The organism is Pseudomonas sp. NY15181, assembly GCF_048068055.1.
Taxonomy (GTDB): Bacteria; Pseudomonadota; Gammaproteobacteria; order Pseudomonadales; family Pseudomonadaceae; genus Pseudomonas.
In genome coordinates this window covers 112,114-129,495 of the sequence record NZ_JBLUPT010000006.1, presented here as the reverse complement: position 1 = coordinate 129,495, position 17,382 = coordinate 112,114, and the positions used below count along the sequence as shown (strand labels likewise).

General features: G+C 66.6%; 19 protein-coding genes. 4 read left to right on the top strand and 15 right to left on the bottom strand.

Annotated features, from left to right (window positions below; genetic code table 11):
• Positions 1 to 54: 54 nt before the first annotated feature.
• The 7 genes from ACNFBT_RS15930 to ACNFBT_RS15900 all read right to left on the bottom strand — a co-directional run bounded on the left by ACNFBT_RS15930 (position 55) and on the right by ACNFBT_RS15900 (position 6,468).
• A complete protein-coding gene (locus ACNFBT_RS15930) occupies positions 55 to 759 on the bottom strand; it encodes a type 1 glutamine amidotransferase (RefSeq protein ID WP_416750891.1) in 705 nt (234 codons plus the stop codon).
• Between the two features lie 153 nt (positions 760 to 912).
• Positions 913 to 1,254: a ribonuclease E inhibitor RraB gene (locus ACNFBT_RS15925; protein ID WP_207887148.1), complete on the bottom strand. Its 342-nt coding sequence runs from the start codon at positions 1,252 to 1,254 to the stop codon at positions 913 to 915.
• Between the two features lie 227 nt (positions 1,255 to 1,481).
• The gene (locus tag ACNFBT_RS15920; protein ID WP_416750889.1) at positions 1,482 to 2,390 is read right to left on the bottom strand and encodes a DMT family transporter; all 909 of its coding nucleotides are present in this window, start codon (positions 2,388 to 2,390) and stop codon (positions 1,482 to 1,484) included.
• 100 nt (positions 2,391 to 2,490) lie between these two features.
• Complete coding sequence (locus ACNFBT_RS15915) at positions 2,491 to 3,174, bottom strand: hypothetical protein (protein ID WP_416750888.1); 684 nt, start codon at positions 3,172 to 3,174, stop codon at positions 2,491 to 2,493.
• A gap of 129 nt (positions 3,175 to 3,303) precedes the next feature.
• On the bottom strand, positions 3,304 to 4,065 hold the full coding sequence (locus tag ACNFBT_RS15910) for an SDR family oxidoreductase (RefSeq protein ID WP_416750886.1): 762 nt from the start codon (positions 4,063 to 4,065) through the stop codon (positions 3,304 to 3,306).
• Positions 4,062 to 5,009, bottom strand: coding sequence for an alpha/beta hydrolase (locus ACNFBT_RS15905; RefSeq protein ID WP_416750884.1), 948 nt, complete (start codon positions 5,007 to 5,009; stop codon positions 4,062 to 4,064). The genes ACNFBT_RS15910 and ACNFBT_RS15905 overlap by 4 nt, the downstream gene beginning before the upstream one ends.
• The gene (locus ACNFBT_RS15900; RefSeq protein ID WP_416750882.1) at positions 4,993 to 6,468 is read right to left on the bottom strand and encodes a flavin-containing monooxygenase; all 1,476 of its coding nucleotides are present in this window, start codon (positions 6,466 to 6,468) and stop codon (positions 4,993 to 4,995) included. The genes ACNFBT_RS15905 and ACNFBT_RS15900 overlap by 17 nt, the downstream gene beginning before the upstream one ends.
• Positions 6,469 to 6,599: 131 nt before the next feature.
• On the opposite strand from ACNFBT_RS15900, the gene ACNFBT_RS15895 reads away from it, so the two are divergent.
• On the top strand, positions 6,600 to 7,616 hold the full coding sequence (locus ACNFBT_RS15895) for an AraC family transcriptional regulator (protein WP_416750880.1): 1,017 nt from the start codon (positions 6,600 to 6,602) through the stop codon (positions 7,614 to 7,616).
• 9 nt (positions 7,617 to 7,625) lie between these two features.
• On the opposite strand, the gene ACNFBT_RS15890 is transcribed toward ACNFBT_RS15895, so the two are convergent.
• The 3 genes from ACNFBT_RS15890 to speE form a co-directional block, all read right to left on the bottom strand.
• Complete coding sequence (locus ACNFBT_RS15890; RefSeq protein ID WP_416750878.1) at positions 7,626 to 8,411, bottom strand: sulfite exporter TauE/SafE family protein; 786 nt, start codon at positions 8,409 to 8,411, stop codon at positions 7,626 to 7,628.
• 321 nt (positions 8,412 to 8,732) lie between these two features.
• Positions 8,733 to 10,808, bottom strand: coding sequence for an LTA synthase family protein (locus tag ACNFBT_RS15885; protein ID WP_416750876.1), 2,076 nt, complete (start codon positions 10,806 to 10,808; stop codon positions 8,733 to 8,735).
• Positions 10,809 to 11,148: 340 nt separating this feature from the next.
• Positions 11,149 to 12,009, bottom strand: a complete 861-nt coding sequence (gene speE, locus ACNFBT_RS15880) for a polyamine aminopropyltransferase (protein ID WP_416750874.1) — start codon at positions 12,007 to 12,009, stop codon at positions 11,149 to 11,151.
• A 181-nt stretch (positions 12,010 to 12,190) separates the two neighbouring features.
• Between speE and ACNFBT_RS15875 the strand changes: the two genes are divergently transcribed.
• Together ACNFBT_RS15875 and ACNFBT_RS15870 are read left to right on the top strand one after the other, a co-directional pair.
• Positions 12,191 to 13,096 (top strand): DNA-3-methyladenine glycosylase family protein, encoded by a 906-nt coding sequence (locus tag ACNFBT_RS15875; protein WP_416750873.1) that lies wholly within the window; start codon positions 12,191 to 12,193, stop codon positions 13,094 to 13,096.
• A gap of 2 nt (positions 13,097 to 13,098) precedes the next feature.
• Positions 13,099 to 13,575 (top strand): methylated-DNA--[protein]-cysteine S-methyltransferase, encoded by a 477-nt coding sequence (locus tag ACNFBT_RS15870; RefSeq protein ID WP_416750871.1) that lies wholly within the window; start codon positions 13,099 to 13,101, stop codon positions 13,573 to 13,575.
• Here the strand turns inward: ACNFBT_RS15870 and ACNFBT_RS15865 are convergent.
• Positions 13,572 to 14,039 (bottom strand): methylated-DNA--[protein]-cysteine S-methyltransferase, encoded by a 468-nt coding sequence (locus ACNFBT_RS15865; protein ID WP_416750869.1) that lies wholly within the window; start codon positions 14,037 to 14,039, stop codon positions 13,572 to 13,574. The two genes, ACNFBT_RS15870 and ACNFBT_RS15865, sit on opposite strands and share 4 nt — an antisense overlap.
• A gap of 90 nt (positions 14,040 to 14,129) precedes the next feature.
• A complete protein-coding gene (locus ACNFBT_RS15860; protein ID WP_416750866.1) occupies positions 14,130 to 14,708 on the bottom strand; it encodes a TetR family transcriptional regulator in 579 nt (192 codons plus the stop codon).
• Between the two features lie 67 nt (positions 14,709 to 14,775).
• Between ACNFBT_RS15860 and ACNFBT_RS15855 the strand changes: the two genes are divergently transcribed.
• Complete coding sequence (locus tag ACNFBT_RS15855) at positions 14,776 to 15,303, top strand: dihydrofolate reductase family protein (protein ID WP_416750864.1); 528 nt, start codon at positions 14,776 to 14,778, stop codon at positions 15,301 to 15,303.
• 446 nt (positions 15,304 to 15,749) lie between these two features.
• On the opposite strand, the gene ACNFBT_RS15850 is transcribed toward ACNFBT_RS15855, so the two are convergent.
• The 3 genes from ACNFBT_RS15850 to ACNFBT_RS15840 all read right to left on the bottom strand — a co-directional run bounded on the left by ACNFBT_RS15850 (position 15,750) and on the right by ACNFBT_RS15840 (position 17,361).
• Positions 15,750 to 15,938, bottom strand: coding sequence for a PLD nuclease N-terminal domain-containing protein (locus ACNFBT_RS15850; protein WP_416750862.1), 189 nt, complete (start codon positions 15,936 to 15,938; stop codon positions 15,750 to 15,752).
• Between the two features lie 73 nt (positions 15,939 to 16,011).
• Positions 16,012 to 16,695 carry an acireductone synthase gene (mtnC, locus tag ACNFBT_RS15845; RefSeq protein WP_416750860.1) on the bottom strand — a complete coding sequence of 228 codons (684 nt, stop codon included), beginning with the start codon at positions 16,693 to 16,695 and terminating at the stop codon, positions 16,012 to 16,014.
• 120 nt (positions 16,696 to 16,815) lie between these two features.
• On the bottom strand, positions 16,816 to 17,361 hold the full coding sequence (locus ACNFBT_RS15840) for a 1,2-dihydroxy-3-keto-5-methylthiopentene dioxygenase (RefSeq protein WP_416750858.1): 546 nt from the start codon (positions 17,359 to 17,361) through the stop codon (positions 16,816 to 16,818).
• Positions 17,362 to 17,382 lie beyond the last annotated feature (21 nt).

The window sequence follows — 17,382 nt, the reverse complement described above, 5'->3', positions numbered from 1 at the left end:
TTGATCTCGTAGGAGCGAACTCCGTCCGCGATGCCGTATCAAGGCCTCAATGGATCAGACCAGCCCGGCCAGCTTCAGCCAATGGCTGTAGAACCCTTCCGCCACGCGGTTCATCGCCGCGACCTTCTGCGGCAGCTCGGCCAGCATCACTTCCGCGCTTTCCTGGCTCGGCTGGCTGGGGTCGAGGTATTCCGGCCAGCCCTTGATCCAGCCGCTCACCAGCTCCTCGGTCATCTCCGGGTGGCCCTGCAGGCCGAGGATGCGCTCGCCGAAGCTGAACGCCTGGTTCTCGCACCAGGGGCTGGAAAGCAGGTGCGTTGCGCCTTCGGGCAGGTCGAAGGTATCGCCGTGCCACTGGTAGATCGGGAATTCGTCCGGCAGGTGCGCCAGCCACGGGCTCTGCGACTCCAGCCGACGCATCGGCTGCCAACCCATTTCGGTGTAGGGCAGCCGGTGGATGTCCGCGCCCAGCGCCTTGGCCAGCAGTTGTCCGCCCAGGCAGTGGCCGATCATCGGCACGTCGCGCTCGATGAACCGGCGGATCGCCGCGATCTCCGTGCGCAGCCACGGCGTATCGTCGTTGACGCTCATCGGCCCGCCCATGATGGCGACGGCCTTCGGCCGCTCCAGGTCATAGCCCTGCAACTCATCGAGGTCGGCGCGGCGCACCTCGAACGACAGGCCGCAACGGTCCAGCACCGTGGCCAGGTGGCCCGGCGGGCAGAAATCGACGTGGGTCAGAATCAGAATATCGGTCATGGTCACCTCCGCACGGCAGTCTGCCGCATCGGTGAGGCGCCATAAACCCCCGGCGTACCCGCACGTAAACCGCGCCGTCACACTGGGTGACGGCGCGTATGCGGTTGCGGGTAGACAATTGCGGCCGTCGGTCGACGGCCTGGGAACGCATTGCTAAGGGCGCAGGGAACTCACTTCCTGGGTCACGCCCCAGCCGTCCAGAACACCTCCCAGCGGCGCCACGACTTCCTCCAGGTCGTGTTCGAAAGCGCCGATGCCCGCGTGGGTCGCGAACATCACCTTGCTGATCTGCAGGCTCCACCCGCCATCGTCGCGGGCTTCGACCTGCGCCCTCAACGACTCGCCGCGGAATTGCCGGGCGGCCTTACGGGCGTTCTGTTCATCGGGAAAGATGGCGAAAAAGTCGATGGGATGAATGCGAGCGAAATCGAAGCCACCTTCCTTCATCCGGCGCAACACGTTGACGCTGATATCCTCCGAGAGGGGCTTTTCCATGGTACGCACCTCCTTTCGAGACGTTCAGAGTTTATTCCCCGCCAACGAACGCACCCTGCCGACGGCAAGGACGCGTTCCGGGCACCTCTATGTGCCATAGGAAACGCCAAGTCAATCAACGTCCCCCAACAGGAAGCCAAGTCCGCCAAAACCGCTGAAAGGCACGATAACGTGACGGACTTCAAAGGCTACCTTTCCAGCGTAGCGCCTCCGCCAGCGAGTTGCCGCTACTTCGCGGCGTCGGCCGCGGCGGCGGCGACAGGCGGCAATTCTGCGCGACGCATGCCCAGCACCAGCGCCGCCAACACCAGCAGCATGCCCAGCGCGTGGCCGACGCTGAAATGTTCGCCCAGCAGCAACACCCCGACCAACGCGGAGCTGACCGGCATCAGGCCGGTGAACAGCCCGGCGACATTGGCCGGCACCTGCGCAATACCGCGGTACCAGAGCAGGAAGGACAGCACGCTGGCACTCAGCGCGTAGAACAGCAACCAGCCCCAGGTCGCGGCGCCGGGCAGGCTCCAGTCGAAGGCCAGCGCCTGGGGCGCGGCCAATGGCAGGAACAGCAGCAGCCCGGCCAGATTGACGCCGAAGGCCATGGCCCAGGGGCGCACGCTGAGCGACAGGCGGCGCGAAAACACCGCGAACAGCGCCTCGGCCAGCACCGCCCCGAGCACCAGCAGGTTGCCGGCGACACTGCCACTGCCGGTTTCCGGATGTTCCAGCAGGTTCAGCGCGGCAATGCCCGACACCGCCAGCACGATCGCCAGCAGTTGCGGCGCGCTGATCCGCTCACGCAGCCAGAGCCAGGCCAGCAGCGCGATCACGCTCGGCGTGGCGCTGGTGATGATTCCGGCGCTGGTCGCCGAGGTCAGCAGCACGCCGTGCAGCATGCACAGGCTGAACAGGAAGCAGCCGAAGAATGCCTGCAGGAACAGCCCGCCGCAGGCCCGGCGATCTAGCCCCCGGCGGGCGTCACGGAGAAACATGCCCGGCAACAGCACCAGGCTGGCGATGAGGAAGCGCAAGGCAGCGAACAGGTAGACCGGGACTTCGGCCAGGATCAGCTTGCCGATGGCGATGTTGCCCCCGACGAGCAGCATCGACAGGGCCAGGCAGGCGAAGGCGAATGGCATGACGGCATCCTTGCATCAGGTGAAGAACCGTCCCGGCGGGACGACGCTCCAGCATCCGGGCTGCTCCACCTCCGCGCAAGGGTTGAAACAGCCCGAAACACTATCCGCCCAGTGCCAGGCAGATTCCGGTCATCGCCACCCCGAGGCCCGTGAACCCCAGCGAGGATCTCCAGGGCGAACCTCCGCTCCAACGCGCCAGCCGCCACCCCAGGAGGAACAGCATGGCCAGCCCGACCACCTGGGCCGCACGCAGCGCCAGCAGGTCATCGGGGATCAGCAGCAACGGCAGGATGATCGGCAAGGTGGCGGCGAAGGTATGCATGCCCAGCAGCGGCCAGGCCAGCCAGTGCTGACGCCCCAGACGTGGCGCGGCACCGGTGCCCATGTCGGAGGCGAGCAGGTTGCGGCGCATGCGCTGCACCTCCTCCGGCAACATGCCATCGACCACGGCGTCCGGCAGGAAATCGCGCAGCCCTTCCCGGAAACCGCGCTCCTCCTTCGCCCCGCGCAAGGCGTGCAGGCGGTCATGGTCATGCTCCAGACGCACACGGATACCCACCAGGGTCATCATCGCGTCGACGATCCCCCAGGCGAGGTTGCACCCCAGCGCGGCAACGATCAGGTCATGACGGCCGGCACCCTGGGCGGCAGCCGGAATGACCGAGATGATGGTCAGGGCCATGACCACGCCGAACGCCCCTTCGCTGAGGCGATCGAAGGGGCTGGTGACATCATTCCAGGCCTGTTGCCAGGCCGTTTTCCAGGATGGGCGGGGGCGCCGCATGGAGCAGATTCCTCGAAGACTGTGCAAGCCGGCGAGGAGTCTACGAGGCCCGCGACCTCAGGGGCAGCCCCGCGAGGAAAATCGCGCAAAACCCGATGGCAGAGCGTGAACGATCTCTCGCGGGATACCTCAGGCGCGACTGAGCCAGGCCATCACCCAGCGATTGAGCGCCGGCGGCGACAGCTGGCCGGACCAGTACATCGCCCGGAACAGCGCGCCGATGGGCCGGTGCACCGCCCGGCTCTGCGCCTGGCGCCAGGCGGCTTCGGCGATATCCTCGGCGCTCAGGGTCACCCCCAGACGGCGCAGCACCGGCGGCTCGACGGTCTGGCTGGCGACCATCGGCGTGCGCACGAAGGGCGGCATCAGGTCGGCGACGCGGATGCCATGCTCGCGCCACTCCAGCTCCAGCGCCTCGGTCAGGCCGCGCACGGCGAACTTCGACGCCGAGTAGCTGGCCATCTGCGGCACGCCATACAGCCCGGAGGCCGAGCCCATGTTCAGCACCTGCGCACCCGGCGTGCGCTTGAGGTACGGCAGCGCGGCATGGCAGCAGTTGAGCACGCCCTGCACGTTGATCGCGATGATCCGGTTGTGCTCGGCCAGCGTGATGTCCTCGAAGCGGCCGAAACGCAGGATGCCCGCGCAGTTGAACAGCAGGCGCAGACCACCGCCGCTGGCCTCGGCGAACTCGCGCACGGCCGCGCTCAGCGCCTCGGCATCGGTGACATCCAGCGCCCGCTGCCAGGCGCCGCCCAGTTCAATGGCAAGCTCCGCCAACGACTCGGGATTCAGATCGATCAGGCCAACTCGCCAGCCGCGCCGGTGGAACAGCCGTGCGGTCGCGGCGCCAATGCCCGAGGCCGCACCGCTGATGAGGATGTTGTTCATCGACGCACTCCCTGCAGATGTCGGGCGACGAAATCGGCGGCGTCCTGCAATGCGCGGTCGGCCACCTTCAGCACCCCGGCGTGGGCCTGGAACACATGCCAGCAGTTCGGGAAGCGCTGCAGCTTCACAACGGCGCCGTAGCGCCGCGCGGCATCAGCGAAACGCAGGCTGTCGTTGCGCAGCACTTCATCCTCGCCCACCTGGATCAGCAACGGCGGCAGGCCGGCGAGATCGGCATGCAACGGCGACAACTGCGCATCGCTGCGGGGCACGTCCGGCGGGCAGAACATCGCCATGGCGCTGTCGATCCAGGCGCGGGTGATCAGCGGGTCACCCGCCGCCGGCGCGTGCAGGTGCTCGGAGGAGAGATCGGTCACCGGCGAGAAGGTCACCAGCGCACCGGGCATGGGCAGGCCGAGCGCCTTGGCTTGCAGGGCGAGTTGCAGGGTCAGGTGGCCGCCGGCGGAGTCTCCGGCAATGGCGATGGCCGTTGCCGGGATGCCCTTGTCCAGCAACCCTCGATAAGCCGCCACGGCATCGTCGCGCTGGGCCGGGAAGCGGTATTCCGGGGCCAGGCGGTAATCCACCACCCAGACCTCCGCCCGGCAGCGCCGCGCCAGGTTGGCGGTGATGGCGCGGTGGGTGGCCGGCGAGCCGACCAGGTAGGCGCCGCCATGCAGGTAGAGGATCGCCGTCCCCGTCCCGCCCTCACGGGGTCGCCAGACCTCGCAGGGCAGCCCGCCGAGGGTCGTCTGCTCGCGCTGCACGCCACGGGGCGTCAGGGTCGCGGCGGTCAACCCGCGCAGCAGCGCACGCTGGGCGTTCACCGGCAGCTGCGGCCCCATCAGGCCACGGAACAGCAGGTTGAGCAGGCCGCGCAAGGTGGCGGTGAGGATTTTCTGGCCAAGGGACAGCGGCATCACAGGCTCAACGGATGCAGTCATAGTCGGCGAACTCCGGCTGACGGGTCTGTTGACGATAGCGGAAGGTGAAGCCTGGCCAGTTGACGGTGTTGCGGCCGCTGGCGGTCTTGTACCAGCTGTTGCAGCCGCGCTCCCAGATGGTATGGCGGAGTTCGTGCTGCAGGTGCTGGTTGAAGCGCTGCTGCACCTGGGGTTTCACGTCCAGGTACTTCAGGCCCTCGCGGCGGATGCGTTGCAGGCAGCCCAGCACGTAGGGGAACTGGCTTTCCAGCATGTAGATGATCGAGTTGTGCCCCAGGTTGGTGTTCGGCCCGTAGAGGATGAACAGGTTGGGGAAGCCGCTGACGCTGATGCCCTTGTAGGCTTCCGCGCCATCCTTCCAGGCCTGGTTCAGCTCGCGCCCACCCAGGCCCTGGACACGCATCGGCGCAAGGAACTCGGTGGCGGCGAAACCGGTACCGTAGATGATGGTATCCACCGGATGGCGCTGGCCGTCGCGGGTGACGATAGCGTCCTCGGTGACCTCGCAGATGCCCGTATCCACCAGCTTCACATTGCTGCGCGCCAGCGCCGGGTAGTAGTCGTTGCTGATCAGGATGCGCTTGCAACCCAGCGGGTAATCCGGCTCCAGGCGCGCGCGCAGGCCCGCGTCGGGAATGCCGCGATGCAGATGGCGATGGAAGCTCAGCCGCATCATCTTCATCAGCGGCGGGAACACGGTGAAAGCCAGCGCCCGCGCTTCGTGCTGGACATACTTGAGCCCCCGGTCCAGGCGTTGCAACCACGGCAGGCGCGCCTTCAGGCGGCGCTCCCAGTCGGCGTAGGGGCGGTCCGGCTTGGGAATCACGTAGGCTGCGCTGCGCTGGAACAGCAGCAGCTCGGCGACCTTCGGCGCGATCTGCGGCACGAACTGGATGGCGCTGGCGCCGGTGCCGACCACCGCCACCCGCCGGCCCTCCAGCGGCGCCTCGGCGTCCCACTGCGCGGAATGGAAGGCCTTGCCCTGGAAGCGCTCGATACCCGGCAGATGTGGAATCAACGGCCGGCTCAGCTGGCCGAGCGCGCAGACCAGCGACTGGGCGCGCAGCGCCTCGCCATTGGTGCACGTCACCCGCCACTCCCCGGCTACTTCGTCGAAGCTCGCCGCGCTGACCTCGCGGTGGAAGCGGATGCGTTCGCGCAGGCCGTACTTGTCCGCGCAGTGCCGGGCGTAGTCGAGGATTTCCGCCTGCGGCGCGAACTTGCGCGACCAGTCGGCCTTGGGTTCGAAGGAGAAGGAATACAGGTGCGAAGGCACGTCACAGGCGGCGCCCGGATAGCGGTTCTCGCGCCAGCAGCCGCCGACGTCGCCAGCCTTTTCGAGGATCAGGAAGTCGTCGATGCCCGCCTGTTTCAGGCGGATCGCCAGGCCCAGGCCAGCAAAGCCGGCACCGATGATCAGCACGCGCACGGCAGCCGACCCGGGGGAAGTGTTTGTCATTGTTGTGCTCCCGGTGGTATTTCCCGCCCGATGGCGGATGGGAACATCCTAGGGCTTCATTCGCCCGTGGGTTATGGCATAGTCGGACATAAAATTGTGACTTTCGGTCACTTTGTCCGACGAGGATTCTCATGCCTGCCTCTCCCCCCTGGTCGCCCCGCCGCAGCGCCGTCAGCGTGCAGCTGCTGACGCAGTTCGCCCTGGACCACGGCCTGAACCTGGAACAGTGCCTGGGCGGCACCGGCCTCGACATCGGCGTGCTTGCCGATCCCGGTGCGGAAGTGGACGCGGAGCAGGAGCTGAGCCTGGTGCGCAATCTCGCCCGGCACCTGGGGCACATCTCCGGCATCGGCCTCCAGGCCGGGCTGCGCTATCACCTCAACACCTACGGCATCTGGGGCTTCGCCCTGCTCAGCAGCGCCACCTTCCTCAGCGCCGCGCGCCTGGGGCTGCGCTACCTCGACCTGACCTACGCCTTCCACCGCATGCGCCTGGAGGAGCACGACGGCGAGGCGCACCTGCTGCTGGACGACACCGCCATCCCGGAGGACCTGCGCGACTTCCTGATCGAACGCGACGGCGGCGGCGTGCTGCGCATCCAGCGCGACCTGACCAACCAGCCGGCGCCCGTGCGCCAGGTCAGCTTCCGCCGCGAAGCGCCCGGCGACGTGCAGCCCTACATCGACGAGCTGGGCGTACGCCCGCTGTTCGGCCAGGCGGAGAATCGCATCGTCTTCGACAGCCACATCCTCGAACTGCCGCTACCGGGCGCCAACCCGGAAGTGGCGCTGCGCTGCGAAGAACAATGCCGTGCCCTGCTCGCCCGCCGCCAGGTGCGCACCGGGCTGTCCGGGCAGATCCGCGACCGCCTGCTGGCCACGCCGGGACGTCTGCCGGATATGGAGCAGATGGCCGAGGCCATGCACATGACCTCGCGCACCCTGCGCCGCCGCCTGGAGGCCGAAGGCAGCAGTTTCCGCGTGCTGGTGGACGAGGTGCGCCAGGCGTTGGCCGAGGAACTGCTGGCCACGGGCGTGATTCGTCTGGAGGAGATTGCCGAGCGGCTCGGCTATGGAGAGGTGTCGAACTTCATTCACGCCTTCCGCCGCTGGAAAGGCGTGACGCCGGGGCGTTTCCGCCGCGGCTGACGGGCGCCGTCAGAAGACCAGCTTGTAGCCGATCGACGCCAGCATCACCGCCAGGCACGGGCGCAGCACGCCGTCCGGAATGCGGCCGGCCAGGTGGCTGCCGACGTAGATGCCCGGCAGCGAGCCGATCAGCAGGTAGCCGAGCAGGCCCCAGTCCATGTTGCCCATGCTGGCGTGGCCGAGGCCAGCGACCAGGGTCAGCGGTACGGCGTGGGCGATCTCGGTTCCTACAAGACGGCGGGTGGCGAGGAAGGGATAGAGCACGAACAGCGCCACGGTACCCAGCGCGCCGGCGCCGATGGAGGTCAGCGCGACCATGGAGCCGAGGATGGCGCCGGTGACGACGGTCAGGCTGTTCAGCTTCGGGCCGCTGAAGTGGAAACTGTCGCCGGCATGGCGCTGGGCGAAGGCCAGCGCCTGCTTCTTGAACAGCACGGCCAGCGCGGTGAGCAGCAAGACGACGCCCAGGGCATGCTTGATGAGGCTGTTCATCGCCGAGGTGTCGGCATGCAGGTTGTGCAGGAACAGCAGGGTGAGCGCCGCCGCCGGCACGCTGCCGAGGGCGAGCCAGCCGGTGATGCGCCAGTCGATGTTGTCGTTCTTGCGGTGAACCAGGACGCCGCCGGATTTGGTGATGGCGGCATAGAGCAGGTCGGTACCCACCGCCGCGGCGGGGTTGATGCCGAACCAGAGCAGGATGGGGGTCATCAGCGAACCACCCCCGACGCCGGTCATACCGACGATGAAACCAACGACAAGACCCGCGATTACGAAACCGATATTGCCAACATCCATCTGCGAGTCCTGACTGGCGTAACTGATCACCTCGTGGTGTGGGCGGCAGGATAACGACTTTTCTTATAATCCATTAGACCGTTGTGGTCTTACTTTATAACTTGTCTTCACCTGAAGCCCGGTTGCGCTTTTCCGCGCCGAGCCGTCTGGAACACCGCTCGGGGCTTGACCGTAGGAGCGGACTCCGTCCGTGATGGCCCCGCCCCGAACCTGATCGCGGACAAAGTCCGCTCCTACGGGGGAATCGGAGCGTTTTCCGCACGCGCCCGGACCCAACAAAGAAAAAGGGGCCCGAAGGCCCCCTTTCCACTCACCCGGCGATCACTTGGTGCCTGACTTGGGGTCCACCACGCCAGCGGTGTTGTCCAGCAGGCTCTTGGTCGCGGTCTGGATGAAGGACTCCAGGCGCAGGCGCAGGGCCTCCTGGTCCGGCGCGTTCTCCACGCGGGTCACGCCGAAGTCCTTGCCGACCTTGTAGTCGTAGACGCGGATGTCGCCTTCCTTGGGTTTGATCAGGATGCGGTTGCCGTTGATGATCGCCACTACCTGCTCGCTGCCGGAGGGCTTGATCACGCCGATGCCCTTGTCGCCTTCGGGCAGGTTCAGCAGGTCGCGGCCCCAGCACTGGTTGCGAGTCTCGCCACCCAGGCGGCCCATGATGGTCGGCACGATGTCGATCTGGGTGCCGACGGTGTTACGGGTAGCGCCGAACTTCTCCTGGATGCCCGGAGCGATCATCAGGAAGGGCACGTTGAAGCGGAACAGGTCCATTTCGGTCAGCTGGTCCGGCGCGCCGAAGCCGTGGTCACCCACCACGATGAACAGGGTGTCCTTGTAGTACGGCGACTTCTTGGCCTTCTCGAAGAACTGACCCAGCGACCAGTCGGAATAGCGCATGGCGGTCAGGTGCTCGTCGAGGCTGCCATGACCGGTCACGCGCTCCACCGGCAGGTCCTTCGGCAGTGCATAGGGCACGTGGTTGGAGAGGCTCTGCAGCAGCGCGTAGAACGGCTTGCCGGTGGCCTCGAGCTTGTCCAGCTCCTCGTTGCCGCGGGCAAACATGTCCTGGTCGGACACACCCCAGGTCGGGTCGGAGAACACCGGGTTCACGAAGTCGTTACGGCCGATGAAGGTGGTCATGCCCTGGTTGGCGAAGAAGCCGGACTGGTTATCCCAGGCGAAGTCGCCGTTGTAGACGTAGACATCTTCATACTTGCGCGCCGACAGCAGCTGCGGCAGGCCGGAGAACTTGTGGCCACCCTCGGGCGTCTGCATCAGGTATTCGAAGCCCGGCAGGTTGGGGAAGCACGCCATGGTGGCGAACATGCCCTGGTGGGTGTGGGTGCCGTTGGAGAAGAACTGGGTGAACAGCAGGCCTTCCTTCGACAGCTTGTCGAAGTACGGGGTGATGTTGCCCTCTCCGCCCAGCGCGCCGACGAAGTGACCGGCGAAGCTTTCCAGCAGAATCACCACCACGTTCTTGATCGGCAGGGTGCCATCGGCCGGCGGGGTGAAGTCGCGGCGGATGGCAGCGGTGTCGGCGTCGACCAGCTTGTCGTTCGACGTGAGCAGCATCTGGCGCACGGTGTCGCGGGCCTGGTCATTGGGCAGCGTGGACTTCCAGATATTCGCGCGGTCCTCGCCGAAGCGGTCCTCGGCGGCCTTGATCAGCGTCATGGTGCCGTTGAGGCCCAGGTGGTTGGCGAACATCGAGTCGGTGGTGAAGGCATCGCCCCAGCGCAGCGGCGGGCCCTGGCGCAGGGTGCCACGGGCGGCAACGACGCACAGCGCGACCACCACCAGCATCACGGCGATGCGGATGTACCAGGCGGCAACGGCCGGGCCGGAGGCGCTCGGGCGGGTCGCACGGTCAATGCCGCGGAACAGGACGTACAGCAGCCAGGTGGCGAAGGCCCAGGCCAGCAGGTAGCGGACCACCGGGTAGCCGTACCAGATCATGCTCATGACCGTCTTGGGGTCTTCGGCCATGTACTGGAACACCAGGCTGTTCAGGCGCTGGTGGAATTCACGGTAGAAGTCCATCTCCAGCACGCCGAGGAACAGCGTGAGGCTCGCGGTCAGGGTCAGCCAGGCCTTCCACAACCAGCGCCAGCCCATGGCGCGAGCGCTGAGGATGGCGAAGACCAGCGGGGCGACGATGTAGACCACCACGCGGATGTCGAAACGCATGCCGGTGATGAACGCCTCGACGAAGGTGGAGGCCGGCGTGGTGCCGATCAGCTCGCGGTTGTAGATGAACAGCGCAAGACGCGACAGGGAGAACATCGCCATCAGCGCGAGGACGCTGAGCGCAGTGAACGCCAGATGACTGGAGACGGTCGGCCGCGTGAGGCTCGTACCGTTCTGGCGATTGGTCAGGACTTCTGGTTGGCCCATTTCTAGGTTCCGTTGTGAACGTGTGGGTTCGAAGGCGCGCCGCCCGTGCGGGGCCCTGCGTGAGCGCGAAAAAACTGCGGCATTACACCGCAAAAGCAGTGGCGGCGCATTCTATTCGGCACCGCTGAAGTCGACATTAAGCCGGCGCGGACAATCGTTTCGGAATGATACGAGCACCTGGCACCAGCGCTACGACTGCCGGACGGCGGGCACGGCAGAGTGCCGAACGAGGGGTGAAGAAACTGTCATGACCGACCGCCGGTCGCCAGGCATGACGCCGCAACCCGCTGCGGGAAACGGCGCATACCCTTGTCGCTGGATGGCGAAGGAGACGCGGCTATCAGTCGTTGGCCGGCTTGCCGATGGCCTGCAGCACGTACTGCGGCAGGGCGAACGCGCCCTGGTGGATGGCCGGGTTGTAGTAGCGGGTCTGGATGCCGCTGGCGGCGAAGCGCTGGGCCAGGGTGGCGACATCGACATGGCGCAGAGCCGGGTTGGTCGAGCCCCAGGCGAAGGTCATCGAGCCGCCGATATAGGTCGGCACGGCCGCCTGGTAGAAGTGCCAGTCGGCGAACAGTCCGTTCATGCGGCCGGCGGTGTTGCGCACGGTATCGAGCTGCATGAAGGGCGTGCCGTTCTGGGTCACCAGCACGCCGCCCTCGCTCAGGCAGCGGTGGCAGGCCTGGTAGAAGTTCTCGGAGAACAGCACCTCGCCCGGGCCGATCGGGTCGGTGGAATCGGAGATGATCACATCGAACTTCTCCGTGGTGGTGGCGACGAAGCGCATGCCGTCGTCGATCACCAGGTTCAGGCGCGGGTCATCGAAAGCGCCCTTGGAGTGGTTCGGCAGGAACTCCTTGCACATGTCGACCACGGTGCCATCGATCTCCACCATGGTGATGTGCTCGACGCTGGCGTGCTTGGACACCTCGCGCAGCATGCCACCGTCTCCGCCGCCGATGATCAGCACGCGCTTGGCCGCGCCGTGGGCGAGGATCGGCACGTGGGTGAGCATCTCGTGGTAGATGAACTCGTCGGCCTCGGTGGTCTGGATCACGCCGTCCAGCGCCATCACCCGGCCCATGCGGGCATTCTCGAAGATCACCAGGTGCTGGTGCTCGGTGCGCACCTCGTGGAGCATCCTGTCGACGCTGAAACGCTGGCCATAGCCGTCGTAGAGGGTTTCCTGGTAATCGTGCATGGGGTCGGCTCCCGTCGGGACAAGACAATAGGAGGGGACGGCCGCGCCGCCCCGAAAGAGGCGCGCATTCTACGTGCCTGACGATGACAGGTCGAACCCCGTCGTCAGCTGCGATCATGACGGGCAGTTTGAAAGTCAGCGCCGGGAGGACAGCCGTGCCCGCAACAGGTAAGGTCGCTGCATGAAAAACACATCCCCGACGTCCCGGATCATCCACCTGCCCTACCGCGCGCCCTGGAGCTGGCAGCAGTTCCACGAGCACTTCGCCCTGCGCAGCCTGGGCGGCGTGGAATGCCTGTCGCCCGAGCGCTACGCCCGCAGCGTGCGCATTGGCGACGAGGCCGGCTGGTTCAGCGTGCGTCCGCTGGAGGATCGCGCCGAGCTGGAGCTGGAAGTCCATCTCGCCCCGCAACATGCCGAAGCGCTGGCGGCACGGGTGCGCAAGATGTTCGACCTGGACAGCGACCCCAGCCATATCGCCGAGCACCTGGGCAACGACCCGCTGCTCGGTCCGCTTATCCGCCAAGCGCCGGGACTGCGCCTGCCCACGGCCTTCGACCCGTTCGAACAGGCGGTGCGCGCCATCGTCGGCCAGCAGGTGACGGTCAAGGCAGCGGTGACCATCGTCGGCCGGCTGGTCCAGCGCCTGGGCGAGCCGCTGCCCGATGAAACCGAAGGCCAGCCGAGCCGCCTGTTCCCCACGCCCCAGGCCCTGGCCGACGCCGACCTCGCCGGCATCGGCATGCCCGGCAAGCGCGTGGAAACCCTGCAACGCTTCGCCGCCGCCTGTGCCAGCGGCACCCTGGCCCTGCACGTCGACGACGGCGCCGACGACCTGGTGAAGCGCCTCTGCGCCCTCCCCGGCATCGGCCCCTGGACTGCGGAATACGTGGCCCTGCGCGCCTTCGGCGATCCGGATGCCTTCCCCACCGCCGACCTGGGCCTGCTCAAGTCGCCGGTCTGGGGCGCCGACGGCATCACCGCCCGCGACCTGCAACGCCGCGCCGAAGCCTGGCGGCCCTGGCGCGCCTACGCCGCCGTGTATCTGTGGCACGCCTACTCCCAGGCCGGCCGCACCGGAGGATGACCATGCACTACCGCTACCACGACAGCCCCACCGGCCGCCTGTTGCTGGCCGGCGACGAAAGCGGCCTGCGAATGCTCTACATGGACTTGGAGCAGCGGCATTACCCCGAACCGGATTGGCACGAGGGCAGCCCGCTGCTGGACGAGGTGGCGCGCCAGCTGGACGAATATTTCGCCGGCAAGCGCCAGCGCTTCGAGGTGCGCTTGAACACCGGCGGCACCGAATTCCAGCGCCAGGTCTGGCAGGCGCTGCTGGAGATCCCCTACGGCTACACCACCGTCTATGCCGAACTGGCACGGCGCATCGGCCGGCCCAAGGCGATCCGCGCGGTGGGTGCGGCCAACGGCGCCAACCCCATCAGCATCATCGTGCCCTGCCACCGGGTGATCGGCAGCAACGGCAGCCTCACCGGCTATGCCGGCGGCCTGCCGCGCAAGGAATTGCTGCTGCGTCTGGAGGGGGCCCTGGAAAAGGCCTAGAAGTCGAAGGCGGTCTGCGCGGCCTGTGGCTCCTGGAAGCCTTCCAGCGCCAGCATCCGCAGCTTCGAAGTGCTCCCGCCCGGCGCGGAGAAGCCGCCGGTCTTGCCACCACTGGCGAGCACGCGGTGGCAGGGAATGATCAGTGGAATCGGATTGCTGCCCATCGCCTGCCCCACCGCGCGGGACAGGCCGACGTCGCCCAGGCGGCGGGCAATCTCGCCGTAGGTCGTGGTCTCGCCGCGGCCAAGCTGCAGGATGTCGTCATACACGCGGCGGTGGAAATCGCTGACGGCCGACAGGTCCAGCGGCAGGCTGTCGAAGCACACCGCCTCGCCCCGCGCGTAACCGAGGATCAACTGGCGCGCCTCGTCGATAAACGCCGGCCAGTGGGCGGTCTCGGTGCCGAGCTTGTCGAAGCGTTCGCGCAGGGTATGCACGGAGTCGCCCGGCAGATAGGTGCGCACGATTCCCCGCGGACTCCAGGCGAGCCCGAACCAGCCGAGTTCTGTTTCGATCAGGCAGTAATGCATCGGCCGAGTGTCCGCCGCCGAGCCTTATCCCGCAAGCCTTTCCGCCGCCAGCGTCACCTCGCACCAGCGGCGCAATTCAGCGCCGATAGCGCTGGCGGGGTCGCCCTTGCGCTCGAAGGCCCACCACAGCTGCGCGCCCTGCCACTGGCTGGCCATCAGGCGGCCGAGCAGCGCCTGGCGCGCCGGATCGCCGCTCAAGCGCCTGCCCAACGCCTTCGCCAGCGCCTCGCCCCACTGCGCGCCGCGCTCGCGCAGCAGCGGGTCGCGCATGTCCTCGCGCAGGATCAGCAACCCTTCCGCGTAATCGGTCTCGCCCTCGCCCACCGGGAACATCGCCACCAACATTTGCACCGCGCCTTCCGGGCTCAGCTCCGCGGTATCGTCCAGCCGCGCCGTCTGCGCATCCAACTGGTCCCAGGCGCGCAACAGCACAGCACGGAGGAACTCGGCCTTGGTCGCGTGGCGCTGCACCAGGGTCGCGGCGGACAACCCCACTTCGCGCCCTACGGCGGCGAAAGTCACCGCCTCCGGCCCCTCGCGCACCATCAGCGCCATGGCAGCGTCGAGTATCGCTTCGTCGCTGACCGTCTTGGTTCGAGCCATGCCTTCCTCTTTTATAAATGAACATTCATTTATATATTTAGGTGAATCTTAGCGGAGGAAATTCAGCATGGCCAGGGTTCTCGGTTACATCGCCACCAGCCTCGACGGCTACATCGCCACCCCGGAGCACGGGCTGGATTGGTTGTTCCGGCACGACAAGCTGGAACTGGGCGAGCACCACTACGACCTGTTTATCCAGCGCATTCGCACCCTGGTCATGGGGCGTGGCACCTATGACTTTCTCGAAGCCGCCCCCAGCCCATGGCCGTACGGTGAGCAGCGGGTGCTGGTGGTGACGTCACGCCCCATCGAGAACCCGAAAGGCCCGCTGGAAACCCGCAGCGATATCGACGCGCTGGTGGCGGAGCTGCGCGCGCTGGATGACGGGGACGTATGGATGCTTGGTGGCGGCCGGTTGCAGATGGCCTTTCTGGAGCGCGGGGCGCTGGATGAGCTGGAGATCTACGTGATGCCGGAGATCATCGGCGGCGGCATCCCGCTCTTCCCGGCGACCGGCTTCCAGGCTTCACCGACGTTGGTGTCGGCCAAGACCATCGAGCCGGGATGCGTGCGGATACATTATCGGTTTGGTTGAGGCGGGTAGCTGGTTGCCATGGAGGGGCCGGAGGGATTTCGCGGACAAGGTCCGCTCCTACAAGATCAAGGGCCCCTCACCCTAACCCTCTCCCGCAAGCGGGAGAGGGGACTGTTCGGTGCAGGATGAAACCGTAGTGTCAGCCGGCACGGACGGCTCCCTCTCCCTGAGGGAGAGGGCTGGGGTGAGGGGGCAGTGCAGGCAGGGATTAACCCGGTAGAAGACAGTTGCTCCTACGGAAACTGCCAAGCTTGCAGGGCAACCGTCGTGCTCCCGTAGGGCGTACAACCGTTCGCGGTTGTACGCCGATGCACCATGATCGTCAGTAGACGTGATGATCGAGTTCAAAGCGCTCGGTGGCAGGCTTCCGGATTGAGTCCGTAGGGCCGGGAACCAAGGTCAAACGGCGTATAACGTCGAACGTTATACGCCCTACACTTCTGCTCTCAGCCCCGCGTCTGGCTGCGCGGCCCGGCGAACGCCCAGACGATCAACCCCAGCACCGGCAGAACGGCGATCACCAGAATCCAGATGATCTTCTTCGGTATTTCAGCGTTGCTTCTCGCTACGTTGAGGATGGCCCAGATGTCCACAACAAAGATAACCAGGGCGATCAGTTCGCGCAGGAAACCCATATTCAAGATCCCTCTATAAGAAAGTTGGTCCGCTAATGATAGCGTCCCGCCTCCCCGCGGCGCGAGCGACAGCTCAGACCCGCGCCGGGTCGATCACCGCGAAGCTGGCCACGGTGTCGTGCCCCTCCAGCACTCCACCCTCGCGGGCCAGGCCGATGGTCTGCAGGCCGGCCTGCTGCGCGGCGTCCAGCTCCTGCACGATGTCGGACAGGAACAGGATTTCCTCACCCGGCAGGCCGATGGCGGCGGCGATGCGGCGGTAGGACTCGGCCTCGCGCTTGGGGCCGCTGGTGGTGTCGAAGTAGCCGGAGAACAGCGGCGTCAGGTCGCCCGCCTCGGAGCAGCCGAAGATCAGCTTCTGCGCCTGGATCGAGCCGGAGGAATAGACGTAGAGCCTGAAGCCCTCGGCATGCCAGTGGCGCAGCGCATCCACGGCGTCCGGGTAGACGTGCCCCTTGAGCTGGCCGGCGCGGTAGCCCTGCTCCCAGACCATGCCTTGCAGCGCCTTGAGCGGCGTGGCCTTGCGGTCTTCGGCGATCCAGCCCAGGAGGATCTCGATGCAGCGCTCGGTGTCGGCGCCGGCTTCACCGCTGTCGGCACGTACGGCGGCCAGTTGTTCGGCCACGGCCGGCTCGCCGGCGTGCTCACGGACGTAATCCGGCAGGTGCGCGGCGGCATAGGGGAAGAGCACGTCGAAGACGAAGCTAACCGCGCTGGTGGTGCCTTCGATGTCGGTGAGGATGGCTTTGATCGGCATGGAAACGATAATCCCGTTATTGGTCGGGCCCAGTCATCTGGATTCCCGCGTTCGCGGGAATGACGCCACCACCGCGAACCAAAACATCACCCCCGCGAACGCGGGGGCCCAGTGAACAACTCAGTCTTCCAGCAACGGGAAGCGCTTGGCGATGTCGTCGCCGGTGAACTTGGCCACCCAGCCCTCGGCGTTGTTGAACAGGCGGATGGCCACGAAATGCGGGCGCTCGCCCATGTCGAACCAGTGGCGGGTGCCGGCCGGCACCGAGATCAGGTCGTTCTTCTCGCACAGCACGGCGTAGACGTGATCCTCGATGTGCAGGGTGAACAGCCCACGACCGGCAACGAAGAAGCGCACTTCATCCTCGCCGTGGCGGTGTTCGTCGAGGAACTTGGCGCGGAGCTCGTCCTTCTGCGGGTGATCGGCGCTCAGGCTGACCACGTCGACGGTGACGTAGCCCTCCTCCTCCTGCAGGCGGCGGATCTCGTGCTGGTAGGCGGCGAGCACCTCCTCCTGGCTGGCGCCGGGGGCGATGGGCGCGTTGGCCTGCCAGCGCTGGAAGCGCACGCCGACGGCGCCCAGGGTCGAGGCGATGTCCTCGGCATGAGTCAGCAGCTTCAGCGGCTGCTCGGGGCTCGATTCGTGGTAGACGGTCAGGCTGCTCATGGTCGGGCTACTCGATTCTCA